The 22,957-nt window shown below is 52.5% G+C and carries 20 protein-coding genes and 1 pseudogene; 11 read left to right on the top strand and 10 right to left on the bottom strand.

From position 1 onward, the window contains the following. Positions 1-8 precede the first annotated feature (8 nt). A complete protein-coding gene (locus BW974_RS22065) occupies positions 9-536 on the bottom strand; it encodes a PIN domain-containing protein (protein WP_139328990.1) in 528 nt (175 codons plus the stop codon). Positions 537-682: 146 nt separating this feature from the next. Here BW974_RS22065 and BW974_RS26005 point away from each other — a divergent pair, with 146 nt between their 5' ends. Together BW974_RS26005 and BW974_RS22060 are read left to right on the top strand one after the other, a co-directional pair. Beyond that, positions 683-826: a hypothetical protein gene (locus BW974_RS26005; protein WP_175609785.1), complete on the top strand. Its 144-nt coding sequence runs from the start codon at positions 683-685 to the stop codon at positions 824-826. After that, positions 810-2,117 (top strand): RNA-guided endonuclease TnpB family protein, encoded by a 1,308-nt coding sequence (locus BW974_RS22060; protein ID WP_076433043.1) that lies wholly within the window; start codon positions 810-812, stop codon positions 2,115-2,117. The genes BW974_RS26005 and BW974_RS22060 overlap by 17 nt, the downstream gene beginning before the upstream one ends. Positions 2,118-2,167: 50 nt before the next feature. On the opposite strand, the gene BW974_RS22055 is transcribed toward BW974_RS22060, so the two are convergent. Together BW974_RS22055 and BW974_RS22050 are read right to left on the bottom strand one after the other, a co-directional pair. Next, entirely contained in the window at positions 2,168-2,752 is a 585-nt protein-coding gene (locus tag BW974_RS22055; RefSeq protein WP_076433041.1) for a DUF7437 domain-containing protein, read from the bottom strand. Between the two features lie 274 nt (positions 2,753-3,026). Then, a complete protein-coding gene (locus tag BW974_RS22050) occupies positions 3,027-3,413 on the bottom strand; it encodes a hypothetical protein (RefSeq protein ID WP_245800254.1) in 387 nt (128 codons plus the stop codon). A gap of 137 nt (positions 3,414-3,550) precedes the next feature. Here BW974_RS22050 and BW974_RS22045 point away from each other — a divergent pair, with 137 nt between their 5' ends. From BW974_RS22045 to BW974_RS22025, 6 genes are all read left to right on the top strand, one after another. Continuing rightward, positions 3,551-4,762 carry an alpha/beta hydrolase family protein gene (locus tag BW974_RS22045; protein WP_076433039.1) on the top strand — a complete coding sequence of 404 codons (1,212 nt, stop codon included), beginning with the start codon at positions 3,551-3,553 and terminating at the stop codon, positions 4,760-4,762. Between the two features lie 986 nt (positions 4,763-5,748). Next, a complete protein-coding gene (locus BW974_RS26800) occupies positions 5,749-6,387 on the top strand; it encodes a hypothetical protein (RefSeq protein ID WP_245800253.1) in 639 nt (212 codons plus the stop codon). A gap of 443 nt (positions 6,388-6,830) precedes the next feature. Then, positions 6,831-7,319, top strand: coding sequence for a PAS domain-containing protein (locus tag BW974_RS26795; protein ID WP_245800252.1), 489 nt, complete (start codon positions 6,831-6,833; stop codon positions 7,317-7,319). Positions 7,320-7,367: 48 nt separating this feature from the next. Continuing rightward, the gene (locus tag BW974_RS22035; protein ID WP_245800251.1) at positions 7,368-9,098 is read left to right on the top strand and encodes a bacterio-opsin activator domain-containing protein; all 1,731 of its coding nucleotides are present in this window, start codon (positions 7,368-7,370) and stop codon (positions 9,096-9,098) included. Between the two features lie 159 nt (positions 9,099-9,257). After that, positions 9,258-9,617, top strand: coding sequence for a DUF7344 domain-containing protein (locus BW974_RS22030; protein ID WP_076433037.1), 360 nt, complete (start codon positions 9,258-9,260; stop codon positions 9,615-9,617). 160 nt (positions 9,618-9,777) lie between these two features. Then, positions 9,778-10,062 carry a hypothetical protein gene (locus BW974_RS22025; RefSeq protein ID WP_217694399.1) on the top strand — a complete coding sequence of 95 codons (285 nt, stop codon included), beginning with the start codon at positions 9,778-9,780 and terminating at the stop codon, positions 10,060-10,062. Positions 10,063-10,076: 14 nt separating this feature from the next. On the opposite strand, the gene BW974_RS22020 is transcribed toward BW974_RS22025, so the two are convergent. Next, positions 10,077-10,574, bottom strand: coding sequence for a DUF2971 domain-containing protein (locus BW974_RS22020; RefSeq protein ID WP_076433035.1), 498 nt, complete (start codon positions 10,572-10,574; stop codon positions 10,077-10,079). Positions 10,575-10,899: 325 nt separating this feature from the next. Between BW974_RS22020 and BW974_RS22015 the strand changes: the two are divergent. Together BW974_RS22015 and BW974_RS22010 are read left to right on the top strand one after the other, a co-directional pair. Beyond that, positions 10,900-10,995: pseudogene (locus tag BW974_RS22015) on the top strand (DUF1931 domain-containing protein); the annotation flags it as partial. Between the two features lie 351 nt (positions 10,996-11,346). Next, positions 11,347-12,582 (top strand): Zn-dependent hydrolase, encoded by a 1,236-nt coding sequence (locus BW974_RS22010; protein WP_076433033.1) that lies wholly within the window; start codon positions 11,347-11,349, stop codon positions 12,580-12,582. A 74-nt stretch (positions 12,583-12,656) separates the two neighbouring features. On the opposite strand, the gene BW974_RS22005 is transcribed toward BW974_RS22010, so the two are convergent. Further along, the gene (locus BW974_RS22005) at positions 12,657-14,009 is read right to left on the bottom strand and encodes an aminotransferase family protein (protein WP_076433031.1); all 1,353 of its coding nucleotides are present in this window, start codon (positions 14,007-14,009) and stop codon (positions 12,657-12,659) included. A gap of 172 nt (positions 14,010-14,181) precedes the next feature. Here BW974_RS22005 and BW974_RS22000 point away from each other — a divergent pair, with 172 nt between their 5' ends. Then, entirely contained in the window at positions 14,182-15,654 is a 1,473-nt protein-coding gene (locus BW974_RS22000) for a CoA-acylating methylmalonate-semialdehyde dehydrogenase (protein ID WP_076433029.1), read from the top strand. A gap of 57 nt (positions 15,655-15,711) precedes the next feature. Here BW974_RS22000 and BW974_RS21995 read toward each other — a convergent pair whose 3' ends face one another. From BW974_RS21995 to BW974_RS21970, 5 genes are all read right to left on the bottom strand, one after another. Beyond that, positions 15,712-17,028, bottom strand: a complete 1,317-nt coding sequence (locus tag BW974_RS21995) for an aminotransferase family protein (protein ID WP_076433027.1) — start codon at positions 17,026-17,028, stop codon at positions 15,712-15,714. 185 nt (positions 17,029-17,213) lie between these two features. Beyond that, positions 17,214-18,299: a C45 family autoproteolytic acyltransferase/hydrolase gene (locus BW974_RS21990; protein WP_076433025.1), complete on the bottom strand. Its 1,086-nt coding sequence runs from the start codon at positions 18,297-18,299 to the stop codon at positions 17,214-17,216. Positions 18,300-18,317: 18 nt separating this feature from the next. Beyond that, entirely contained in the window at positions 18,318-19,766 is a 1,449-nt protein-coding gene (locus BW974_RS21985) for a sodium:solute symporter family protein (protein WP_217694390.1), read from the bottom strand. A 354-nt stretch (positions 19,767-20,120) separates the two neighbouring features. Then, positions 20,121-21,299 (bottom strand): M20 family metallopeptidase, encoded by a 1,179-nt coding sequence (locus BW974_RS21975; RefSeq protein ID WP_076433018.1) that lies wholly within the window; start codon positions 21,297-21,299, stop codon positions 20,121-20,123. Positions 21,300-21,452: 153 nt separating this feature from the next. Beyond that, entirely contained in the window at positions 21,453-22,931 is a 1,479-nt protein-coding gene (locus tag BW974_RS21970) for an aldehyde dehydrogenase family protein (RefSeq protein WP_076433016.1), read from the bottom strand. Between the last annotated feature and the right edge of the window lie 26 nt (positions 22,932-22,957).

Genomic DNA, 22,957 nt, shown 5'->3' with positions numbered 1-22,957 from the left:
CTCCTCGATCAGGTGATTTCTTCGATCAAATCGAATCCATTTTTGAATTCAATCTGTTCTTCAAATCCTCGAGCTTCGATTGCCCGCACAACACCTTTGCCAGCGTCAGTGTCCGTCGTGACAACGGTGACAGACGCCGCGTTACCGCTATCAAGAAGTTGCATTGCAACGCCAGCAAGTGCTGTGTCTGCCTTCTCGATCTGATCCTCGCTTCGATTCGACGCCTGTGCTATGAACCGTCGAACGTTGTCCATCACCGCTGCGACAGCACCGTTCGTATAATCGAGTTCGTCAGCAACCGTCACCCACCCGGCGTCAATCGCACTGTTGATCGGTGTTTGACCTGGTGTACTTCGATTAGGTGCTCCCCCGAGTTCAGCGTATACTCGTTGAGGAATCACAAACGAAATTCCGTTGCGTTGTGCAAACCGTCTCAGTGCGGTGTACTTGTTGTTTTGCTGCCGTCCACATGCGATGAACAATCCCGAATCTGCAACCCAGGCATCACTCTCGATATTCGAGCCAACATCACTCATTCTCGTTTCTCCTATCTTTAAACAGCGAGAGAATCCCGTCCTTTAGGGCGGGCGTGAATCGCGTCACTCGACTACGCAACCCACAGTCTACAGCAGTCCGAATATCGAACGGAAGTTATTAGTTCCAAAATAACGTACAAAGAATTGTGCGAACTGAAATCGATATGGAGCGAGGGAGCGACCTCCATGAACGGGTGAAAGACTACGCCCGCGACAATGGCATCCGACATCCTCGCGCCTATGCTGAACTAATCGAGAAAGGATTAGACGCCAGTGACAACGATAACTAAGACGCTTCAAGCGACGTTCGCCCCACCGACAGCTCACAAGCAGTCGAAACTCAACAACCTGCTCGAAACGTACCGGGACGGTCTGCAAGAAGCGTTCGACGCCGGGGCAAGTACCATGTCGGCGGTGAGCGACATCGTGACACCCTACGACCTCCCGTATCAGGCGAAGGCTGCTCTCTGCAACTACGTTCCGAAGCTCCGGAAGACATACAATGCGCAGGAGTTGGACGACAAACATCCGATACGACTCACGAATCAGGCTGCGAAGTTCGACCACTCCGAAGAACGCGACTACGAATTTACGTGGTTGGTTCCCCGACCGGGGCGTGGAACGAACTTTTGGATTCCGCTCCGCATCAATCCCAAGCAGGAAGACCTCTGGCACGACCTCGTATCGGAGGACTCGAAGGCGGGCGAGATACGGCTTCAGAGGCACCGGAAAAACTGGGTGCTACACGTCACCGTCAAGTACCCGGTCGAAGAACCAACGACGGACAGTGACACCACGCACATCGGCTTAGATATCGGAGAAACTGCCCTCATCACGGGCTGTGCCCTCAAGGACGGTTCTCCGACTGACCCGTTCGTGTGTGACGGAAGCAGAGCGAAGCATCTTCGCAAAGAGATGCACACGACCCTGAAACGCCTCCAAGAGCGTGATGCATCCGAGTGGCGGATTGAAGACCGCTTCTCGCACTACCAGAACGCGCTCACCGATATCGTAGAGAAGGCGTCTCGACAGGCCGTCGAGTACGCTAAACAGTTCGAGGACTCGGTGTTGGTGATGGAGGATTTGACGTACATCCGAGAACGTCTCGACTACGGGAAGTACATGAACCGTCGGCTTCACTCGTGGGCGTTCGCCCGACTCCAAGGACGTATCGAGGACAAGGCGACGGAAGCAGGCATTCCAGTTGAGAACGTGAATCCGGCGTACACTAGCCAGACGTGCCACTCGTGCCACCGTATCGGTCGGCGGAACTCCCAAGCCGAGTTCCGGTGCCCGAACGACGACTGTCACGTTTCGATGTATCAGGCCGACATCAACGCTTCCGCGAATATCGCACGACGGGTTGACTCGTGGGGAGAGAGCGTCCCGCTTGACAAGGCGGAACGCGATGACTCACCTCGGGATGGGAGCGGTTGTGACACCGCCACGACTCACTGTGAGCAGAGCGTACCAGCGCAGATGACGCTCACGGCCTTTCGAGAATCGAAACCCTCTGCCAGCGTTCACGAGACAAAGTCTCGTGAGCCAACTAGAACCCCTGGTTCTGGTGACGACGACTAACTGGTATTCCCCATGCGTGGGAAGTCTCGCCGTTTACGGCGAGGAGGATGTCACGTCTCCGTACTGGGTGGGTGGTCGCGTGCGTTCTGAATCCGATCAAAGTAGGGGTCGTGCGGTTGCATCTCGAGAATGACTTCCCTCAGTGCGTGAAGCACAGCGATCGCGAAAGCGACCTGCAGATCAAGCTCTCGAGCAGCAATTCGCTCGGTCATTTCTCCATCAACGTACGGGACAGCGTACGTGAGTGCAGCAGCAAGTTTGCCGAGCCCATATCGGTCGAGGAGGAGGTCGAGGTCCTGATCCTGCGGAGTCCGGCCGACTGCTTCGATGAGGGTGGGTGTGATTGTATATTCAGCCCCATCAAGATCTGCGGTCAGCGTAATCGGCGTCGCCGTGTAGGTGTGTGTTTTCTGTGCTTCATCCCGAGACAGGACGCCCATCTCTACGAGTGTCGCTGTATCCGAATAGGCAGTCGTTCGGGGTGTCTCTAATCCGTCAACGATTTCATCGATCGTTACTGCTTCATTTCGCAGAATGAAGGTATAGAGACGGGCCAGCCGTGGTTCGGATAGCAGCTGGGCAACCGAGAGGAAACCATCGATGACGCGTTCGGGATTGCCTTCGGCTTCTGCCATACAATACATGATTCATGTGTTGTGTAATAAGAGTTGCGCCGGCAACTAGTCTATTCTGGTTTCTCCTGTCGAGGACTAAATTACACCGTTGTAATAGAGGGGGGTCGCGAGAGCGACCCCCTCACTTTCGCAGAAATAGACGCAGAAAAAGACGCACTCCACCGTAGCCAACCGATTACTACCACCATGGTTCACCGGCAATGCGGTGTGAATCTCGGGTGGTGGTGTGGTTCGAGAGGAGGTTCTGCGAACCCCCGTAATTACAACACTATAATCAGCGCCCTCCGTTCCCTCCCGCGTTCGCTTCGTGGGCGCGCATCCATCCCGCCAGATCAGGATGGGCGAACGTGATTTCGATGTGGTGACCACCAACGCCCATTGCATCGTCCACACACAGCGTTCGAGATTCCTTGTAGGTCACACCAGGAACCCGCTCGGCCATCTCTTCCATGACGCGATAGCCGTCGTTCTTGTACGCACAGCCATAGTGCGTCGCCACCTCTCGATAGCCTAATCGTGCAACCATCACATCGTTCGTCTTGGCGACGTTCTTCGCATGCTCGAGGACGTTAAGGTACTTGTCCTCGACTTGCTGGCTCTCTGCTCGCTTCTCGCGGAAGTTGACGAGCTCTGTGTTCTGTTCCGAGCGCTGGACTGTCATCTCGCGCAAAGTATACAGTGTTACTTAACGACTACTGGATGACTTGAATGGGGTCAACGGTCGGGTTTCCCTGGCTATTCAACTGAGTGGTGAGGGGCCTCTCGTTTCGAGTCAACAGAATCTAGGAGGTGGACACTATGGAAATCGAATTCAACGACCCACTGTTCGAAGAATGGACCCAACGAGCACTCTTGCATGCTGTCTACGGCGGTGCTGACTTTGGTGAATGTCTCACGACAGCCGAACGGATTACGGACGGTGATCGCAAGAGTTGGTACGAGGAGTGGATCAAAACCGGAGATCGAATCTTTGCGATCGGCGAGGAGAGCAGAAGAGGCGGCCATGCGGTCAGCGCCCGTGAAGCATATCTCCGTGCCTCGAACTACTACCGCACGGCGTATCCGTTCCTCTACGGGGCACCCACAGACCAGCGTCTCATTGAGGCATTCGAAAAAGAAACCGATGCATTCGAACACGCTGCTGCGCTGTTCGACCCACCGATCGAACCAGTAGAAATTCCATACGAGGACACAACATTGCCGGGTTATTTCTACCGCGTTGACGACTCTGAACATCCTCGTCCGACAGTAATCGCCACGAATGGGTACGATTCGACGATCCAAGAAATGCACTTCGCTCATGCCGTCGCTGCGATTCGTCGAGGATACAATTGCTTGACGTTTGACGGCCCAGGACAAGGACGACCGCTCATTAAGCAGGATCTCTTCATGCGTCCCGATTGGGAATATGTCGTTACACCAGTCGTCGACTATGCCTGTTCTCGACCAGAAGTTGATCCCGATCAGATTGTGCTTATTGGGTGGAGTTTTGGCGGGTATCTCGCCCCCCGAGCTGCATCGGGTGAACATCGGCTGGCAGCATGCATTGCTGACCCCGGTTTGTGGGATATGATTACGGCGATCCGAGAGATGGCTACCAAACTTGGGGTGGCCCAACAAGCGGCTGACGAGTTGCCCGATATTGATCCAAATTCTTTGCAGCCATTGTTCGAGGCAGTCGAGTCATCACCAGAGTTAACCTGGACGTTCAAGCAACGAGGTCTGTGGGTGCATGGATTTGATTCGATTATTGAGTACCTCCAAGCAATGCCAGAGTATTCTCTAACCGATCGTGCTGGCCAGATTCAATGTCCAACGCTCATTACGCGGGCTGAAAACGATCCTCTCGCTGCTTTCGCTGACCACCTGTACGACGCTCTCGAGTGTCCGAAAGAACTGCTACAGTTCACTGCCGCCGAAGGGGCTGATGACCACTGTGAGATGACTGCTCGGACACTCTTCCACCAGCGTACGTTCGATTGGCTTGATGGTGTCGTAGCGCACGATTGACATCCTCCCCTCCCTGAAGGACGAAGATTCCTCGCGTCGGAGTCTCATTCGTCCTGAATTCCACGGTGGCAACTTTCCCGTTGATAGCGGTACTCTGGTTTGTGTACTCCTCATTGGTCGTTGTCTCCTGGGATCGAGGGTGGGCTCTGGTGTTCCCGCCACGAATGATTGTTCTACTTGAGGTACATGGGCCGTGCCATCGAAATCTATGCGCGAGACTTGTTCGCTGTAGCGTTCTCAGCTCCAAGACCTATCGCCCGCTCCACTGTCGTTCGATATGCACCGGTGATCCAGTTCCAATATCTGTGCGAGTCCGAAGATCGTTCCCTAGGAAGATTCAGGCGAGACCGAACGGGGTGAACCACTCTGACCCCGAGGAAATACTCTACAGTGTAGAGATGTCAACACCACTGAGGAGGGGGCGCACCTCGGATCCAACGTGAGCAGGCAGGTACCACAAAATTTCATGCGCGAATTCTATCACGATGATCACCAGTAGAGGCGCGATTGTCAACACCAGAAGGGCAGCCCCAACGCGCGAGACGGTGTGGGTGCGCCATATCTAGGTGAACGAAAGGGATAATGCTGTGGCCGGCATTTGAAACTCTTTTCGCTAGCAACTATCGTGTTCTCATACGAAAATCGTGAGAAGGGAATTTGCCTACCGAGAGTAGACCAGCGGACGTTTTGTTACACTTCTCTGTCGTCGCTGTTTCTCCGCGTAGTATTCCCAGAGACGGAGATATGTGACAGACTCTCGGAGCTCAATGTTGATTGGACCAGGCATTTCGTGTTGGGGTTCACCATAGAATTGTTGTTCGTTCACTAGAGTCGATTGAACCTCATGCTGTGGTTTCCCATACCGCCAGGAATCGGTTGTATTGGTCATTTGTGTTCCTCGCTGTTGGGGACAACCACTGTTGGTTCCAGTTTTAAGCAGCAGTACTCATCCTTGTAGTTCAATACGTGTTCCAGCACGATGAATTATGTTACCTCTATCTCAGCAGAATTTACCAAAACCACAAGGTCACGATTTTCCCGCTGACTGGGGAGTTCAGCTCACTTTGGCATCTTGCACGTTCGATTTCGAATGGAAGTACAATGAGCAACTCTCTGTTAGACTATTTCACCTCTTTGAGACCCCCAACCGTCATAGAACATCTGAGCTGAATCTAGAAGATGAGATTCATTATGTTGGAAGTTTAACCATACCGCAATGCTTCGTTTGCTCCTTTCAGCCAATCGGCGTTATCGAATTACTTTCACCAAACGCGCTTATTGATCGTGCCGAGCAGCTCGCCCTTGAGAATCCCGATAGCTGTGAATTGCGGTCGTGGGCTATTCCTGGTGCGCGGATCGAAGGACTCCTCATCTTAATTCCCATGTGGCGAAGCGATCGCTCGTATGCTGCATTTAAGCGCGTTCTGGGTGTCATAGGACTGCTTGCGCTGGCGTTCCCACGTGTCTATGTTGACTATGGAGCCGAGCTTGCGTACACTGATGCCAGCAACTGCCGATGGAAATCGTGGGTCTACGTTGGTACCCGGTTAGTCGGACTGGTGTACGTGATCATCGCTCTCGACGAACTACGGAACGACGGTCTTGTTGAAATCCCTAATCGGTGATGGGTTTCAGTAATATTACTGAATATAGGGCGCGTATCTTTCACGTCATATCCCTGGCTGGAAAGTTTGTGATACGTGTTTCGTATGACCCGTGGTACTTCACCGATAACACGTTTAGAGGAGGGGTTGGTGCATACTTGTACCTCCATAGAAACAAAAATTACACCCTGTAAAAAATTTAATCAGTGATGCGTTTCTGTGATCGTGCTGAATACGGGGCGCGTATCTTGCACGGCGTCGTGTTCGCACCGGTAGAGTGGCGGATACAGGTAGTTGAGTAGATGCGTTGACTGTTCAAACCCGTGTTTCCCATCAAGAGCTAAGGGATGAATGTCGTTGCTGTACGATCTCGGTGGACAATGGTCTCTCGGCACGTGCATTGTGACGTTTGAACTCGTTTCTAACAACAGAATTCTTTTGTCTCCATGGGACTTTCTGAGTGTATGACTTCTTCCGCTCTCTCACCAGCCAGGGTGCTGGAGGTGGTCGACACTCTCGGGTCTCCCGGTACGCCATTGACGACTCCGGAAGTTGCCGCCGAGTTCGACTGTACCGACCGGACGGTCTACAACAAACTAGAGGCGCTCGTCGCGGACGGGCCACTCAAGACGAAGAAGGTCGGCGCGCGCGGACGTGTATGGTGGCGACCCGTCAGTAATGAAACGGAAGGGATTAGGAATTCGAATGGGCCGCGAGAACAAGTTCGTTCTCACCCCGCATTCGACTCCGAGATGGTCGGCGTCATCGTCTGGGGGAGTGACTTCACCATCAGGGACGCGAATGACGCCTTCCTAAAAATGGCCGGCATGGAGTATGAAGAGGCGCTGGGCACATCGTGGCGCGACCTCACCCCCGAGGAGTTCTACCTGGATTCAGAACGCCACATTGAGCAAGTCGAGGAGACCGGTAGCGGCGTCCCCTACGAGAAGTAGTACTACCACAGCGACGGTTCATGCTGGTGGGGACTGTTCGAATCGCGAGTGCTGAACGACAACGAGAAGGTGGAATTTGTCATCGACATCACCGACCGCAAGGAGAGTGAAGTAGCGCTCGAACGGCTCAACGACGCGTCGCGGGAGCTAATCGACACCAATACTGAGACCATCGCTGACCGCGTTGCGTCGCTCGCACTCGCGATACTCGACGTCGAGTACGCCGCACTCTGGCGGTACGACGATCGGAGCGGAGACCTCGAAGAACACGCTGCCGACGCGGCCGCGGACGGAGACGCTGACGCGTTCAGTGTCCCGTCCGAGGTCTCCGACTGGGTCTGGCAGACGTTCATCGACACCGACGTCCACGTGGAGAACGACATCGACGGCCAGATGGGCGAGTCGTCACCGTTGCGGAGCTGCGTGTTCGTTCCGCTGGGCCGACACGGTGTTGTGTCGTTCGGGTCGACGCAAGTCGACACCTTCGACGAGCGCACGGTTGAGCTCGCAGAGACAATTGCCGCGACCGTCGAAACAGCGTGGGATCGGGCCCAAGGCGAACAACAGTTGAGCGAGCGCAACGAGGAACTTGAACGTCTTGACAGGCTGAACGCGCTCATTCGAGGTGTCCACCAGCACCTGGTGGACGCCGACAGTCGCGAGACCATCGAACAGGCCGTCGTGGAGCAACTCGCCGACTCTGCCCTTTACGAGTTCGCGTGGATTGGTACGCGTGACCCGGGAACGGGCACCGTCACATCCCGGGAGTGGGCCGGCGTCGACGACGGCTACCTCGACATGCTTTCGATTTCGACGGAGAGAACGGGTCCCAACGAGGATCCTATCGCCGCCGCCATACGAACGACCGACCTACAGGTTGTCGCGGACGTCGCTATCGACCCACGCACCGCACCGTGGCGCGAGGTCACGCTTGATCGCGGAGCGCGGTCGTGTATTGCTATCCCGCTCCGATACAACAGATCGACATACGGCGTGCTGGCGGTGTACACCTCTAGTCCTCAATCCGACGAGCGCGATCACGCTGTGCTCAAAGAGCTGGGAGAGACGATCGCTCACGCCATCGACGCCGTCGAGACCAAGCGGACGCTACTGTCTGACAGTGTCACCGAACTCATGTTCGAAATCCACGACGGGGACGACGTACTCACCCCGCTCGCCCGGGCGTCCGACTGCGAGATCACGTTCGACGGCCTCGTGCCCCAGCACGACGGCGCGGCCCACCTGTTCTTCGCGACGGAGGACGTGAACGCCAAGGAGGTACTGGACGAGGCCCGACGCTTGCCGAGCATCGCTGAGGTAACGCTACTCCGTGAGACGGAGACCGAGAGCGTCTTCGAGGCGACGGTCACTGGATCAACACTCGCGTCACACGTCATCGAGAACGGCGGCCTCGTCCGCTCGCTCACCGTCACCGCCGAGACGACTACCGTCGTCATCGACCAGCCCGCTGGTACGACCGTCCGGAAGTTCGTCGAGACGATACAGAGTGTGTATCCGAGTGCTGACCTCGTGGCTCGGCACTCGCGCGACCGCCCGATCAGGACACGCGAGGATATGCGAACGATCCTTTCGGAGCGACTCACGGCCCGGCAACGCGAAATCCTCGAAATAGCATACTGGAGTGGGTACTTCGAGTCTCCGCGCGTCCAAACCGGCAGGGACCTCTCGGAAGCGCTCGACATCACGCAGTCGACGTTCTCCCACCACCTCCGAGAGGGCGAGCGGCGGCTCTGTGAGCTGATATTCGACTCGGCTTAACTATTTCCCCCTCGGGTATAAATCGGTCTGGAAACACTGTTCCAGCACTTTCGGTGGCCAGCATCACTCGGGTGGCTTCTAGATAATACCCCTCGAGTCACGACGTGACCGAAAAGGTTCGAACACACGCTTTCCCTTCCGTAGCTTCAACGGGCACCCATGGTTCACCGAAGCGGGGGATTCGTGAACGCTGAACGCCTCTCGTCAGAACTCTCACTGGACGACGTACTAGACGTGCTCGCGAACAGGTATCGACGTCGGCTCCTTTTTGCCTTGATTGATCAGAATGACCAGGACGACGATACACAGGGTCCCGGCGACATCACCATCGAGGACGAGGAATTAAATCTCTCCAAGATCCAGATGATTCACACCCACTTACCGAAGCTCGAGGACATGGGGTTGATCGAGTGGAACCGGGACAGCAAAGAGGTGAAAAAAGGTCCCAAGTTCGAGGACATCCGGCCGCTGCTTGAGTCGATGCGCGACCATGATGACCTCCCCGACGACTGGTTCTGAGCAGCGCGGTCGGTGTTGCAACCACCGGCCTTTTCGAAAGGCAATCCGCGCTTCGTAGTCACATCTACATTCTGCATACACTTATATTTGTGCATAATGCACATCTATTATAAATGCTCTAACAAACACTTCTAAGTGCCCAGACAATGTCAGTATGCATATGGCGTTAGCGCAACAAACCTCGACTGAAATCATGGATGCCGGCGATCTCACTAAAACTGACCGAGCTATCCTCGACTGTCTAAAACAAGGACGCAATGGTGACAAACCATGGGGAATTGCTACGAAAGGAAGGCTTGTAGACGAAACTGGATTTAGCAGAAATAGCGTCTACCAACGCTTGGAAGTCCTAAAAGCAAGTAATCACGTTGAACTCATACACGAGCCGACTCGTGAATTTGCCTTCATTAGTGATCCTCGTGATGATGGACATAGTGTAGAGTAAAATAGCGCATCTCTCTAAAAGAGGGGCGTTCCGGTTAGCTTGGAATGGTTGATCGGGAATTCAAAACCTCTTGCTCTCGTTTCGTCTACAACTTCTTCTCGGAATTCATCATCGCCGCCCGGGCTAATAACTACCTCCTCTATTAGAGTACCAATATCGATCGAGACAGGAATCCCTTCTGGAATATTTTCGCCGAAATCTTCTGTCTTCATTCCATCATCGTCATATGCATCTTCACCTTGTCGGTAGAGGATTCGATATTCACGCTCATGTTGAAAGCTCTCTCGCTTATGGAAAAAGGGTGTCACAGTGCTATCGATATTGAAGTCCCCTTCGGTATAGTCGATATAGTTCACTTTCCCAGTCAAATATTCTCCTTCATTGATTTGAAGAGCATTTTTCACACGACTTGGGGTTGATACGATTGCAACTCCGCAATTGTTTTCTAAATATATATCCCACATTGCGAATGACTCTGAAGTATTCTCGTGCCAGCAGTTGAGATGGGACATTAGCTGTAGATATCGAAAAACGCTTTGATAATCTATTCTAAGTTTAGCAAGCTTACTCACCCACCGTCTGAAAGTTAGCTCCGGTAAGGAACCCTCATACTGGTCACCGACCTCATCCGCCCGAGCAAACCAAAGAGATTCCCCATCGAGGATTGATAAATATCGATCTAAGCTCCTGTACCTCCATATCTTTGAATTGCTAGCTGGAGTCGGCGGATACCACTTATCTCCTTCTCCAGTGATTGCGACTTCTTCCCAGAAATCTACCTCTATAGATGATTAGACAGTAAAACGGTCTCTTCATTTATACCATCCGATAAATTGAGATGCACTCGATGAGGAAGTCACAGAAGTCCTCGAAAACGCCGCCCGACGGGCTGAAGAAAACAATCGCAAAACCGTCCAAGCGCGCGATTTGTAGCGATCTATCGCCGCAAGGTAGCATCAACCTGTTCTTGTGATGAGCAATCGCCAACCGAGGTGACTAAGCAACTTGATCCAGTAATACATTTGCTCTTACAGAAAATCATCAACGATCCAGATTCCCCATATGAATCATGGGGTAATATCATATTACCATCACTCGATTCAGAAATTCAATATTCTAGTTTAGTTCCCATTAGTAAGTAGGGTACAGTACTCGATGGCATTGTCTACACTTATTTAAATCCTCGTCTTAAGGTAGGACATTGTAAAATACATAGTGTTAATATTAGGATAATGGTCTTAAATAACGGGAAAGACTTAATACTATTTGTATCTCCAACATCATATGATCATCAAGATAGACCGAAAACGGTTTGTAAACACAATGAAAACCCAAGCCAAAATCGGTGCTACCGAAAACAATGGACTCCACCGGTTAGCCCTTTCTGACGACGACCGAGAGATCCGAGACTGGTTTTACGAGCAGATGGACGACGAGGGACTCGACATTCGTATCGACGAGTTTGGGAACATGTTTGGCCGAAGGGAAGGACGTAATCCCGAAAAAGGAATAATTCTACTCGGTTCACACCTTGACTCACAGCCATACGGGGGAAAATTTGATGGTGCACTTGGCGTGATTGCTGCTCTCGAATTCATCCGAACCCTCAATGACGAGGAAATAGAAACCGAACATCCAGTCGAGATTGTCAACTGGACGAACGAGGAAGGGTCACGGTATCAACCTGCGATGCAAGGAAGTGGCGTGTGGGCCAGTAACCACGACCTCGAGGAAGAATACGACAAAACAGACGAGGATGGAAATCGCCTCGAGGACGAATTGGAGCGAATCGGATACAAGGGGGATGTACCCGCAACCCCGACGGAGAACTACGACGGCTACTTTGAACTTCATATCGAACAGGGACCGTATCTAGAGAAAAACGACATGAATGTTGGAATCGTCACGGGTATCGTTGGATTCACCTGGGGTGCGATTACCTTTTATGGTGATGCTGACCACACTGGACCCACGCCCATGCACTATCGCAGCGATGCGCTCGTTGGGGCAGCAGACGTAATCACACAAATTCGACGAATCGCGAACTCGCTCGGGGAGCGAACCGTCGGTTCAACTGGTTTTATCGATGTACAGCCAAACTCGATTAACATCATCCCCGGTGAAGTGACATTTACCTGGGGATTTCGAGACCAGTCCGATGAGATCGTCGAAGACGCCTTCGAACGCGTTCTTGCTGAAGCGGAGATGGCAGCGGAACGTGAGGGGCTCGGTTGGGAGTGGGAAGAACGGATGCGTGCATCGTCTGTTGACTTTGCCGAGAGGAATATCGCAGCGATCGAAGACGCCACGGAGAACCTAGGCTACGATGCGATGCGGATTTTTAGCGGGGCTGGCCACGACGCCACACACGTCGCAGATGTCATGGATACGTCGATGGTGTTTGCCGTCAGTGAGAATGGAAAAAGCCACTCCGAAGAGGAGTACACGAGCTGGGACGACTGCTACATGGCGGCAAACACGCTCGCGAACGCTACACTCGAACTCGCAATGGAAGACTAATCATGGCTGATCCACAATTCGATCGCCTCGGTAGCCGGACCTAGGAGGGCAATGATATCACCGATGGAGGGGAATCACTCCATGAGTCCTTCCTCCATCGCATTGTCTGATACTTTAAGAGCACTATCGAGTGCCGTGACCGCATCATCGATTTCAGCGTTCGTAATCGTGAGCGGCGGTGCAATAATGAGAGTGTTGATCATGTTCGCGACATATACGCCGTTCCCGTAGGCTTTGCTCGCTACCTCATCGACAACCGTACTCCCCTTGCTAACTTTGTCCTCCCGAGTGCCGAACGGGACGCGTTTTTTCGAGTTCTTCGTCAATTCGATCCCACGGAAGAGCCCAATACCCCGTGTGTCGCCCACACTGGGATGCTTTTTTGCGAGGTCATCAAGACGAGTTTCTAGATATTCTCCTGCCTCTCGAGCCTGTTCAATGAGATTTTCCGATTGGTAGGTTTCGACAGCTGCAAGCCCTGCTGCTACTGCTGCTGGATGGCCGGAATAGGTGTGTCCGTGGCAAAACATAGTGTCCTCGAAGTACTCAGCAATTTCACTGGAAACGATGGTGGCACCAAGTGGCTGATACGCCCCGGTCAACCCTTTTGCCATCGTCATAATGTCGGGTTCGACGTCGAAAAGGTCACAGCCAAACCACTCACCGGTTCGCCCAAATCCAGCCATTACTTCATCACAGACTAAGAGAGCGCCATGCTCGTGTGCGATTTCCTTGAGACGGGGGAGATACTCATTGGGTGGCACGAGAATACCATTCGAACCCACAATCGGTTCAACGAGTACTGCTGCAATTGTATCTCCTTCCAATTTTAGCATCTCTTCGATATAATCGAGACTCTGCATTGGATCCAATGTCGACCCATAGGCGTACGGGTCAGGGGCCTTGATCGTCCCCGGTATCCCGGGCTCTGCTGCAAGTCGACGAGGATCTCCTGTAACGCTAATGGATCCATAGGTTGCTCCGTGATAGGACCGGTATCGAGAGATGATTTTTTGTTTCCCAGTGTAAAATCTCGCAATTTTTATCGCGGCCTCGACTGCTTCAGTCCCGCTCGTCGAGAAGAAGGTCTTCGAAAGGTCACCAGGTGTAACCGCTGCTAGCTTCTTTCCAAGCTTTGCACGCGCTTCCGTAGTGAATCCAGGGGCGACATATGCTGTGTCGTTGATTTGCTCAGAAACGGCTTCCGTAACCCGTTCGGCTGAATGGCCGAGATTCGAACACATGAGCTGTCCTGAAAAGTCGATGTATTCGTTTCCGTTTGCATCGGTGAAGGTGACGCCGTCGGTGTGTACTATTTCTGTCGGATTCACTTCACTTTGAAACGACCACGTGCCAAAGACGTACTCTTTATCGATCCGTTCGATTTCGTTTAGAGTGGTGTCGGACTCGCTTTCTTGACCGGACATTGTTGTATTCGCTTTATTCGTTGCGAGTTGATTAATCTTTGGTGAATTTGCAGTTTATTAGGACATTGTTCTCTGGGGTACCTTGATTCAGAATACTGTCCAAACATTTATCGATATACTGGATTTAGTGAGAAAGTGTTATGAGGTGTGGAAACGAATACGCACATGACACATGACAATGGAAATTCCGGTCGACATCGATTCCGTACATAATTACATCGATGGAGAATGGCGAGCCCCAAGCGGTACCGACGGTCAAGATATAGTAAATCCTGCGACGGAAGAGACGATAGCGCACACGGATTTCAGTACCACCTCCGATGTCGACGAAGCGGTGCAGACGGGATTTGAAGCATTTGAGGAGTGGCGGGAGGTCCCGGTCGAAGAACGCATCCAACCTCTGTTTCGATTGAAACAATTACTTGAGGATCATCAAGACGACATCGCGACGCTGCTAGTCAAAGAACACGGAAAAACGTTTCAAGAAGCGAAGGGAGAGCTTCGCCGAGGCATCGAAAATGTAGAGGTCGCTTGTGGAATCCCGTCGCTCATGCAAGCGGGTCACCTCCCAAATGCTGCCCCGGAGATCGATGAAACCGCAGTCCGGAAACCACTCGGGGTGTTTACTGCAATCACGCCGTTCAATTTCCCGGGAATGATTCCGCTCTGGTTTCTTCCCTACGCGGTTGCCACTGGCAACGCGTTTATTCTCAAACCCAGTGAGCGTGACCCGCTGACCGCCCAATACTTGTTCGCACTTGTCGAACAAGCTGGATTCCCCGACGGGATTTTACAACTTGTGAACGGGGGCAAGGAGACGGTGAATACACTGGTGAAACACGACGATGTCGCAGGAGTATCCTTTGTCGGAAGTACTCCGGTAGCTAAGCACGTCTATGAAACGGCTGCCACTCACGGTAAACGGGTTCAAGCGCAGGGTGGTGCCAAAAACCACATTGTTGTCGCCGAATCCGCCGACCTTGAGTTCGCTGCTGAGCAGACAATCGGATCCGCATTCGCAAACACCGGTCAACGGTGTCTGGCTAACCCCGTTGCTGTAGTCGTTGACGAGATTTACGACGACTTCGCCGAGCGCGTGGTTGAAACCGCTGCAAACATGAAAGTCGCAGACGGGTTGACTGATGACTCTGAAATGGGGCCGCTCATCACACCGGAACAACAAGAACGGGTCGAAGAGTATATTCGAGAAGGTATTGAGGACGGCGCAGATCTCCTCCTAGATGGCCGCGAGCTCGAAACACCCGATACCGGAAACTTCCTCCGACCGACGATCTTCGGCGATGTCGAATCGGAGATGAGAATCGCCCGTGAAGAGATCTTTGGACCAATCCTCGCGCTTATCCGCGCTAGTGATTTCGAGGATGCTCTCGAAATCGTGAATCGAAGTCGATTCGGTAATGCCGCTAGTCTCTTTACCGACCGAGGAAGCGATGCTCGGAAATTCCGTCATACCGTTGACGCTGGCAACCTCGGTGTGAACACAGGAACAGCCGCTCCGATGGCGTTCTTCCACTTTGGCGGTTGGAAGGACTCCTTCTTCGGTGACCTCCACGCCCAAGGCGAAGATATGATTCATTTCTACACCGATAAAGCGATCTACATCGAGCGATGGCCTGATAACTGACACTACGTTCTCCGCTGTCTATCCTTATTCAAAACCTTCCAAAAGAAGGATGAGTTATCAGCCGAAGATGGCTGTGATCGAGTCGTCGAGTACATCCATTGCCTGGTCGATCTCGGGCTGCGTTGCGATCAACGGTGGGGAGATAATGATCTGAAAATTAGGACGACCACTGCCCAGCAAGACGCCGCGGTCACGACATTCGTGCAGGATTGCTGCGACGGGGTTTTGGCCGTCGTCCACACGAGGGTCGTAAAAAGAAGTTTTGGTCTCTGGGTCGGCGAACTCGACGGCCCACAACCCTCCTCGTCCACGAACGTCACGTACGACATCGTGCTTCGATGCCACCTGTTGAATTCGAGACGCAAGCTTCTCTTCTAAGTCAGCAACACCATCGATTACGCCGTCTGAATACTCCTCAACAGCGGCACAGCCGGCAGCACACGCCATCGGATGTCCCCCAAACGTCTGTCCAATGTCGAAACCGTTCTTCTGAATGAACGATGCAATCTCTGGCGTTACCGAAACACCAGCAAGGGGTGCATAGGCGCTCGTGACACCTTTTGCAAACGTGAGCATGTCCGGTTCGATGTCTTCGGTTTGAACCCCAAACCAGTCACCACATCGGCCGAAGCCGGTGATGACTTCATCGGCAATAAGGAGGATGTCGTACTCGTCACACAGGTCACGAACATGGTCGAAATAACCCGGCGGAGCAGGGAAAGCACCACTTGTGCCGGCAATCGGTTCGGTGAGAATTGCAGCGACCGAATCGGGCCCCTCGTTTCGAATCACGAATTCGAGGTGTTCACCGGCAACCCGGGCCAGTTCCTTGGGGTCACTGGTGTCGAAGGCTTTTGGAATGGGTGGCAAAAACTTTGCTGCGCCTGAAGTAGCAGCGTGTCGTTCGATCGTTGCCCGTGTTTCGGGATCGCCCGTTAGTGCTCCTGCACCGTACGTTCCGCCGTGATAGGATCGCCAGCGGGTCAGTACCGTCGGTGCATCCTGATACTCACGCGCGAATTGAACCGCGATTTCATTGGCCTCGCTTCCGGAAACTGAGAAGAACGTATGAGACAGGGATTCGGGCGTGATACGTGCAAGCTTTTCAGCGAGTCGATCGCGGGTCGGTGAGCGTTTTGCCGATGACACATACGGTATCTTTCCTGCCTGTTCTTCCATCGCCGTGATCACTGCTTCGTTGCTGTGCCCGAGGTTGGTACAGTACAACTGCGAACAGAAATCGAGGTATTCATTTCCATCCTCGTCCCACACTGTCGCGTCGTCACCGTCGGTGATACTAAGGGGCTTAGAATCCGAGTCGTACCAATGGTGAATCGAGACTGCTTCTGTGCTGTCAGAATGCTGCTGGGGCATATAGAGTGATTTTTCTCCAAAATAATAAATGCTCGTTTGAACAGTGTTCGAAAATAGCATCGGGAGCAAGCTACCATTCGATAATCTCGAGCGGAAAGTAGTTGAGAAGTAATCAGCTCGATATTATTCTGGCGTGTTTCATTCCCACCTAATAGTTGAGAAAACCCGATTTGGTATTTTTCTCTTTATTGGCATAGACGATAGATCTGGTAGTCTTCGTCACATGGTGGTCCGTATGTAGCATGCAGGATACAGTCGTCAAGATTGAGGATTACGCTCGTGTCCGTCTGACTGCACTCTTCGGAGGGAGCATCTGGATCTTCATGCCGACAAATGCTCGCAGGACGACCGAAGTGGTCGCGAAGTGCGGATTTCATTATGTTACTGTCAATCTCTCCACGTCGGTGTTCGAACAGTCGACGAAGTCGATTTGCTCGATAGAGCGAGTCGGGGAGCTGTCTTTCCATTCTACTCTCGAAATCCGGCGTCATGAAGTGATTGGCGTGTGTGACAATTCCGTTTTGTGGATAGATGTAATCGGTTCGATTAGGTGACGTTTCGATGTCTATCACTTCTCCGTCGCCATGCCCGACGACATAGTTGGCCGAACAGGCGTGTGGCGTGGCGACAATTGATTCGAGCGCACTATCGTAGCGTGTCGCATCGAGGATCTCCCGACAGCGAAGGTGGAAGGGTTTTCGAAACGGGTGGTCACCATCGTCCGGAGAAACGAGACCGTTAATCACGAGTCCGATACCTTGTTCATTGACGCCCATTTTCCCGCCGACGATACCTGCCTCCGTAATCGCTATGTGATCGCTTTTGGCGCTCTGATGAATCTCAGCCACAAGGAGCGTATCCGCAATGGGTGCTGCCCAATCCCAGTTCTGTCCAATGTACGTCTCTCCATCGGCTGTTGCCATTGGAAGAAGACCGAAACTAGTACAGCCATGCGTTTTAGTCGTTTGATCGGAATAGGACGCATAGAGGATCTCGTATCGGACATTCAGAAGCGTTATTTCTTCGATCATGACACCACTTCCATCGGCGATGCCACGTAGTTCCGAGGCGTAGTCGGCATTCCACTCCTCGATGAGGGGGACATACTCGCTCGCCTGACGTCGAACGGCTTCTTCTGTGGCACCGTGGTGTGCAAATCGTGTCAGGTATGTTTCAACGTTCGCACGAATCTCTGCTGCGAAGGCTTCTCCGTGCGTAAGGCCGCGTTCATACGGCGATCCAGTCAGAACGAGATGTGGTAATGACGTCATCGTTCTTTTTCGAAGGCACTAATCATCCGAAGTTGTGTAGTCCCGTCGTGGGCCGCTTCCCTGATCTGGAAGAGCATAATAGCCGATCAATAATACCAATGCGGCCGACCCGACGCCAATGAACGTCGCGGGGATACCGAGTCCTCCGCCGAAGAAATTTGCGCCGAGGCCCAAAACCGTCCCAACGACGATGGATGCGAGTACAGCCCATCCGTTGACTCCCGAGAGATAGAGAGCCGTATAAACCGGGACGAGGAAGGCGCTCGTCAGAAGAATCGCACGAAGGTTGTACAGGCCAATGATAGTGTCGGGGGGGTTAACAGCCGCCGCTGTCGCAGTTATTCCGAAGACAACGGTTGCGGTTCGTGAAATGCGGAGTTGTGATTCGTCAGACGCGTTCGGTCGAAAGTAGCTGTAGATGTCACGTGCCGTAGTGATGCCTGTCGAGTGAAGCCGTGTGTCGGTTGTCGACAGAATCGCGCTCATTACGGCGAGGATAATAACGACGCCTATCGAGGTAGGAACATAATCAGTTATCAACGTCGGAAAGGCGTTATCTACATTGTTGATAGACAATCCAGCGTTCTCCAACGCGACGGTCGTCGCACCACCCAGGATCACGAGGGCACTGTAGAACACCGAAAGAATGACACCGGAAGCTGCGAGATGGATTTTCGCTGTCCGGACGTCCTTCGTCGCAGCTATACGCACGATCATGTTCTGTTCTGTGAATATCGTGCCGAAAAACGCGACGATGGATGCAACGACTCCAATCACCGTGTAGGCACCTGCTCCGAGGGGCGCGACGTTTGCTGAATTCATCGCGGCGAATTCGGTATTGATCGCAGTGAACCCACCCAGATCGAGTATCATGTATCCAAGTGCGAACAGAACGGCCGCGACCATGATCGTTCCCTGAAGAAGGTCCGTCCACGCGACGCTAACAAGGCCTCCAAGGACGGTGTAGGTGATGAAAACGACGCCGATGACCCACACCATGTACTCGTACGGAACGCCGGTAATCGTCGTGACCAGGAGGCTGGCACCGACGAGTTGCATGATGAGGTAGAGCCAACCGTTTGCGAGCAACACCGCACCTGCGATCGGTCGTGCCTCTTCTCGCCCGGTCAAATCAGCGATGATGTCCGGCAACGTCAGATGGTTTAACTGCCGAACGCGCCCGACGACGAAGTAGAGACCACTCACACCAAGCATTAATCCCAGAATAGTACCCGTCATGAGCGAGTAGCCACCGCCGTAAACTGCACCGATAAAACCAATCACGCTGACCGCGCTCACGAAGTTAGCAACAAGCGACCAAGTCGCTAGGGTCGGTCCCATATCCTGACCCATCACCCAAAAATCCATGACATCGGTGGTCTTTCTGTATCCCCAGATGCCGATAGCGAGAACGATGAGCAGATACACCACGAACGCGCCGAGATAATACGGGTTGACGTCAGCCATTGTCGTGGCCACCATCCGTTGCACGTGGTTCTGTCGTTGTTTTTTGAATGTTCTCGTTAACCGGTTTTCCTAACAGTACGTGGACAACTATGTAATGAAATGCTCCAAGGCTCCCAGCCAAAATCGTCGCAACGAAAACCAGGAACATCGCTGTTGGCATGCCAAGTATTGTCATGTCTGGCTCTACCACATAGGATATCTTTTTCAAATTTAAATCTATTGGTTATAATTGTACAATATACTATAGAAATATACGAATATTGTATATTTTCCTCAATAGTACAAAAATACATATGTTACAAATTTTGAAAATAAATGCCCCTCAAAGGAGTACATTTTATGATGTAATTGATTTCATTCCGTCATATGAGTCTCCGAGAGAATTTCTTCGGCTGCGCCGAGAAGCGCAGTAAGTCCATCCGCTGCGGATGAAAGCTCTACATGTTCGTCGTATGTATGTGCCTGTGCCAAATCACCTGGCCCCCAAGTGATCGCTTCCATATTAGCGTCATTGATAAAGTTACGAACGTCGGTAGACGCATTTACACCCCATGGTTCTGGTGACACATCAGCAACCCGTGCGGAGTGTTTCCGGAATACCTCTGCAAGTATGCTGTCCTCGGCTATCGCGGCTGATTCGTATGTCCGTGTCCGGTTCCATGAAATAGAGACACCATGTTCCTCCTCGACAGTACCCACTAGAGTATCGATTTCCGAATCGATTTGCTCGATGCTTTCATCTGGGAGAAAACGCCGATCAATAGTGATCTTGGCCTTCTCAGGAACAACGTTCTCTTTCGTTCCTGCTTCGAACATTGTTACCGTCGAATACGCCTGTCCAACCAGACTATCGCTCCGTTCTCTAACATCGGTGTCGTACTCATCGAGTGCGTCTAACAGGGGTTTTGCAAACTGAATCGCGTTCGTTCCCTGATCGGGTCGACTCGCATGGGACGGGTCGCCCGTCACAACGATTTCGTACCATGCCAGACCCTTCTCGCTCGTTGCAGTGTGCAACCGAGTCGGCTCGAGAACGACACCATAATCCCCGTCATATCCGGTTTCGAGCAGGGTCTTCGTCCCCGGCTCGGCCGTTTCTTCACCGATTGCAGCGTGAAAAACGAGCGAGCCCGGAATTTCTCCGGATTTGAGATCGTCCGCAAGATGAGCCACCGTCAACATACCGATCGCAACACCTGTCTTCATGTCGACACTACCACGACCGTAGAGACATCCGTCTACTTCATCTCCGGCATACGGATCGTGCGTCCACTGATCTCGATCTCCTGCTGGTACGACGTCAATATGACCATTTAACACTAATGTCGGTTCTCCGCTTCCAATCTTAACGCCAATCTGTGGTCGGTCAGGATGTGGTTCATCAATGACGTTCGCTTCGATACCACGTTCTTCGAACCAACTGGCGATATACTCTGTACACGCTTTTTCGTTACCAGGCGGATTTTCCGTCTCAATACGAACGAGGTCTCCAATCAGGGTAGTTAGCTCTTCTACTTGTTCCATGTTGCCCATGTACAAACGAACTCTGCATTCTTCAAAACATTTGCGATTAGATGTATCCTGTTCGCTCCTAATGGTGAATTCAAAATTTCTTTTTAAAATAGCGATTCTAGCCGGATATTATTCTGAGAGGAGTGAGTGTACTCCCCAAGAGACAACTATAGATTAGGCTCCTGGAAGTGTTCCGCTCCCCTCTGCACTGATGTCGATCGCGACATTCTTCGTTTGAAGATACGAGTCCAATGCTTCCAAGCCCTTTTCGCGACCAATACCGCTGTATTTGTAGCCACCGAACGGCGTTTGTGTCGTATCCCCAAACCACTTATTCACATAGATATTGCCCGCCTCAAGGTATCGTGTGAGTCGATGTGCCCGAGTAATGTCATTCGTGAATATTCCTGCTGTCAGCCCGTACTTTGTCTCGTTAGCTATCGATAGTGCCTCTTCTTCATCACGAAAGGAGATCACCGAAAGTACTGGGCCGAATATTTCTTCCTGAGCGATCCGCATCTCGCTTTGGACACCAGTGAAAATCGTCGGTTCAACAAAGAAGCCCGGTCGGTCAGGTACATGTCCACCGGTTAGCGGTGTTGCACCCTCTTCTTTTCCGACTGAGATATATTCCAGTACTCGTTCTTTGTGTTCAGCAGATACAAGTGGGCCCATATCGGGGTCGGCTATTCCTGGGCCAATCTCATACTCATCAATTATCGATACAATTCGATCAACCACTTGATCGTGGATATCTTCGTGAACGAGGAGACGATCGGCTGCTGAACAGACCTGCCCGGCGTTTGTGAAAATGGCAGTAGCGATGCTTTCAGCTGTTCTATCAAGGGGTGCATCGGGGAATACCAATGCTGGATTTTTCCCGCCGAGTTCGAGTGTTACCGGTGTGACGGTGTCTGCTGCATGCTTCATGATCGATTGGCCTGTCGTGACGCTTCCTGTGAAGGTGATCGTATCGACATCGGAATGTGATACGAGTGGTTGTCCAGTCGATTCACCAGTTCCAGTTACAACATTGACAGTTCCAGCTGGAAGGCCGGCTTTAGAACAGAGTTGGGCAAGCTGGAGAGTCGATAGTGCAGTCTGTGGTGCCGGTTTGACGACGACCGTATTGCCGGCAACTAATGCTGGTGCGACACCCCGAGCAAACAGATTTCCGGGAAAATTCCATGGCGTAACCTGTGCACTCACTCCGTACGGTTCGCGTACCGTGAAATCGACTTGGTTCGGCCCGACGGGTACGCTTTGGCCTTCAAGCTTATCAGCAACCCCAGAATAGTATTCGAAATATCTCCACGCACCGCGCATATCGCTCTGTGCCTGGGATATCGGTTTCCCCTGGTCTTTGCATTCGATTGCCGCTAGCTCGTCGATCGAATCGCGGATCTGTCTTCCAATACGATGGACGATCCGACCACGTTTCTCTGGTGAGACATCTCGCCACGATTCGAAGGCCCTGCGTGCAGCTGTGACAGCTTGATCGACATCTTGTGAGCTAGCCACCGCGATTTCTGCGAACGAATCGCCCGTCGCAGGGTCGTAGGTCGGAATATATTCGTCCGTGGACGGGGGCACTTGTTCTCCACCGATGAAGAGCGAGTAGCGTTCTTTGAAAGCGATATCTGGTTGAACCATGCCGATTCTGTGTTCGCCATAACGAT

This window comes from Haladaptatus litoreus (assembly GCF_900156425.1).
In the GTDB taxonomy this organism is placed as follows: Archaea; Halobacteriota; Halobacteria; order Halobacteriales; family Haladaptataceae; genus Haladaptatus; species Haladaptatus litoreus.
Note: the sequence above shows the minus strand (reverse complement) of the source record. Positions and strands in the feature narration are given on the sequence as shown.

Bases quoted from the DNA above. Each gene is read 5' to 3' on its own strand.
- BW974_RS21970 (WP_076433016.1), bottom strand. From the start codon at position 22,931: ATGGTTCAACCAGATATCGCTTTCAAAGAACGCTACTCGCTCTTCATC.
- BW974_RS21975 (WP_076433018.1), bottom strand. From the start codon at position 21,299: ATGGGCAACATGGAACAAGTAGAAGAGCTAACTACCCTGATTGGAGAC.
- BW974_RS21995 (WP_076433027.1), bottom strand. From the start codon at position 17,028: ATGCCCCAGCAGCATTCTGACAGCACAGAAGCAGTCTCGATTCACCAT.
- BW974_RS22030 (WP_076433037.1), top strand. From the start codon at position 9,258: ATGGTTCACCGAAGCGGGGGATTCGTGAACGCTGAACGCCTCTCGTCA.
- BW974_RS22055 (WP_076433041.1), bottom strand. From the start codon at position 2,752: ATGGCAGAAGCCGAAGGCAATCCCGAACGCGTCATCGATGGTTTCCTC.
- BW974_RS22010 (WP_076433033.1), top strand. From the start codon at position 11,347: ATGATCATCAAGATAGACCGAAAACGGTTTGTAAACACAATGAAAACC.
- BW974_RS21990 (WP_076433025.1), bottom strand. From the start codon at position 18,299: ATGACGTCATTACCACATCTCGTTCTGACTGGATCGCCGTATGAACGC.
- BW974_RS22000 (WP_076433029.1), top strand. From the start codon at position 14,182: ATGACAATGGAAATTCCGGTCGACATCGATTCCGTACATAATTACATC.
- BW974_RS22050 (WP_245800254.1), bottom strand. From the start codon at position 3,413: ATGACAGTCCAGCGCTCGGAACAGAACACAGAGCTCGTCAACTTCCGC.
- BW974_RS21985 (WP_217694390.1), bottom strand. From the start codon at position 19,766: ATGGCTGACGTCAACCCGTATTATCTCGGCGCGTTCGTGGTGTATCTG.
- BW974_RS22020 (WP_076433035.1), bottom strand. From the start codon at position 10,574: ATGTCCCATCTCAACTGCTGGCACGAGAATACTTCAGAGTCATTCGCA.
- BW974_RS22045 (WP_076433039.1), top strand. From the start codon at position 3,551: ATGGAAATCGAATTCAACGACCCACTGTTCGAAGAATGGACCCAACGA.
- BW974_RS22005 (WP_076433031.1), bottom strand. From the start codon at position 14,009: ATGTCCGGTCAAGAAAGCGAGTCCGACACCACTCTAAACGAAATCGAA.
- BW974_RS22025 (WP_217694399.1), top strand. From the start codon at position 9,778: ATGGCGTTAGCGCAACAAACCTCGACTGAAATCATGGATGCCGGCGAT.
- BW974_RS26795 (WP_245800252.1), top strand. From the start codon at position 6,831: ATGACTTCTTCCGCTCTCTCACCAGCCAGGGTGCTGGAGGTGGTCGAC.
- BW974_RS22065 (WP_139328990.1), bottom strand. From the start codon at position 536: ATGAGTGATGTTGGCTCGAATATCGAGAGTGATGCCTGGGTTGCAGAT.
- BW974_RS26800 (WP_245800253.1), top strand. From the start codon at position 5,749: ATGTTACCTCTATCTCAGCAGAATTTACCAAAACCACAAGGTCACGAT.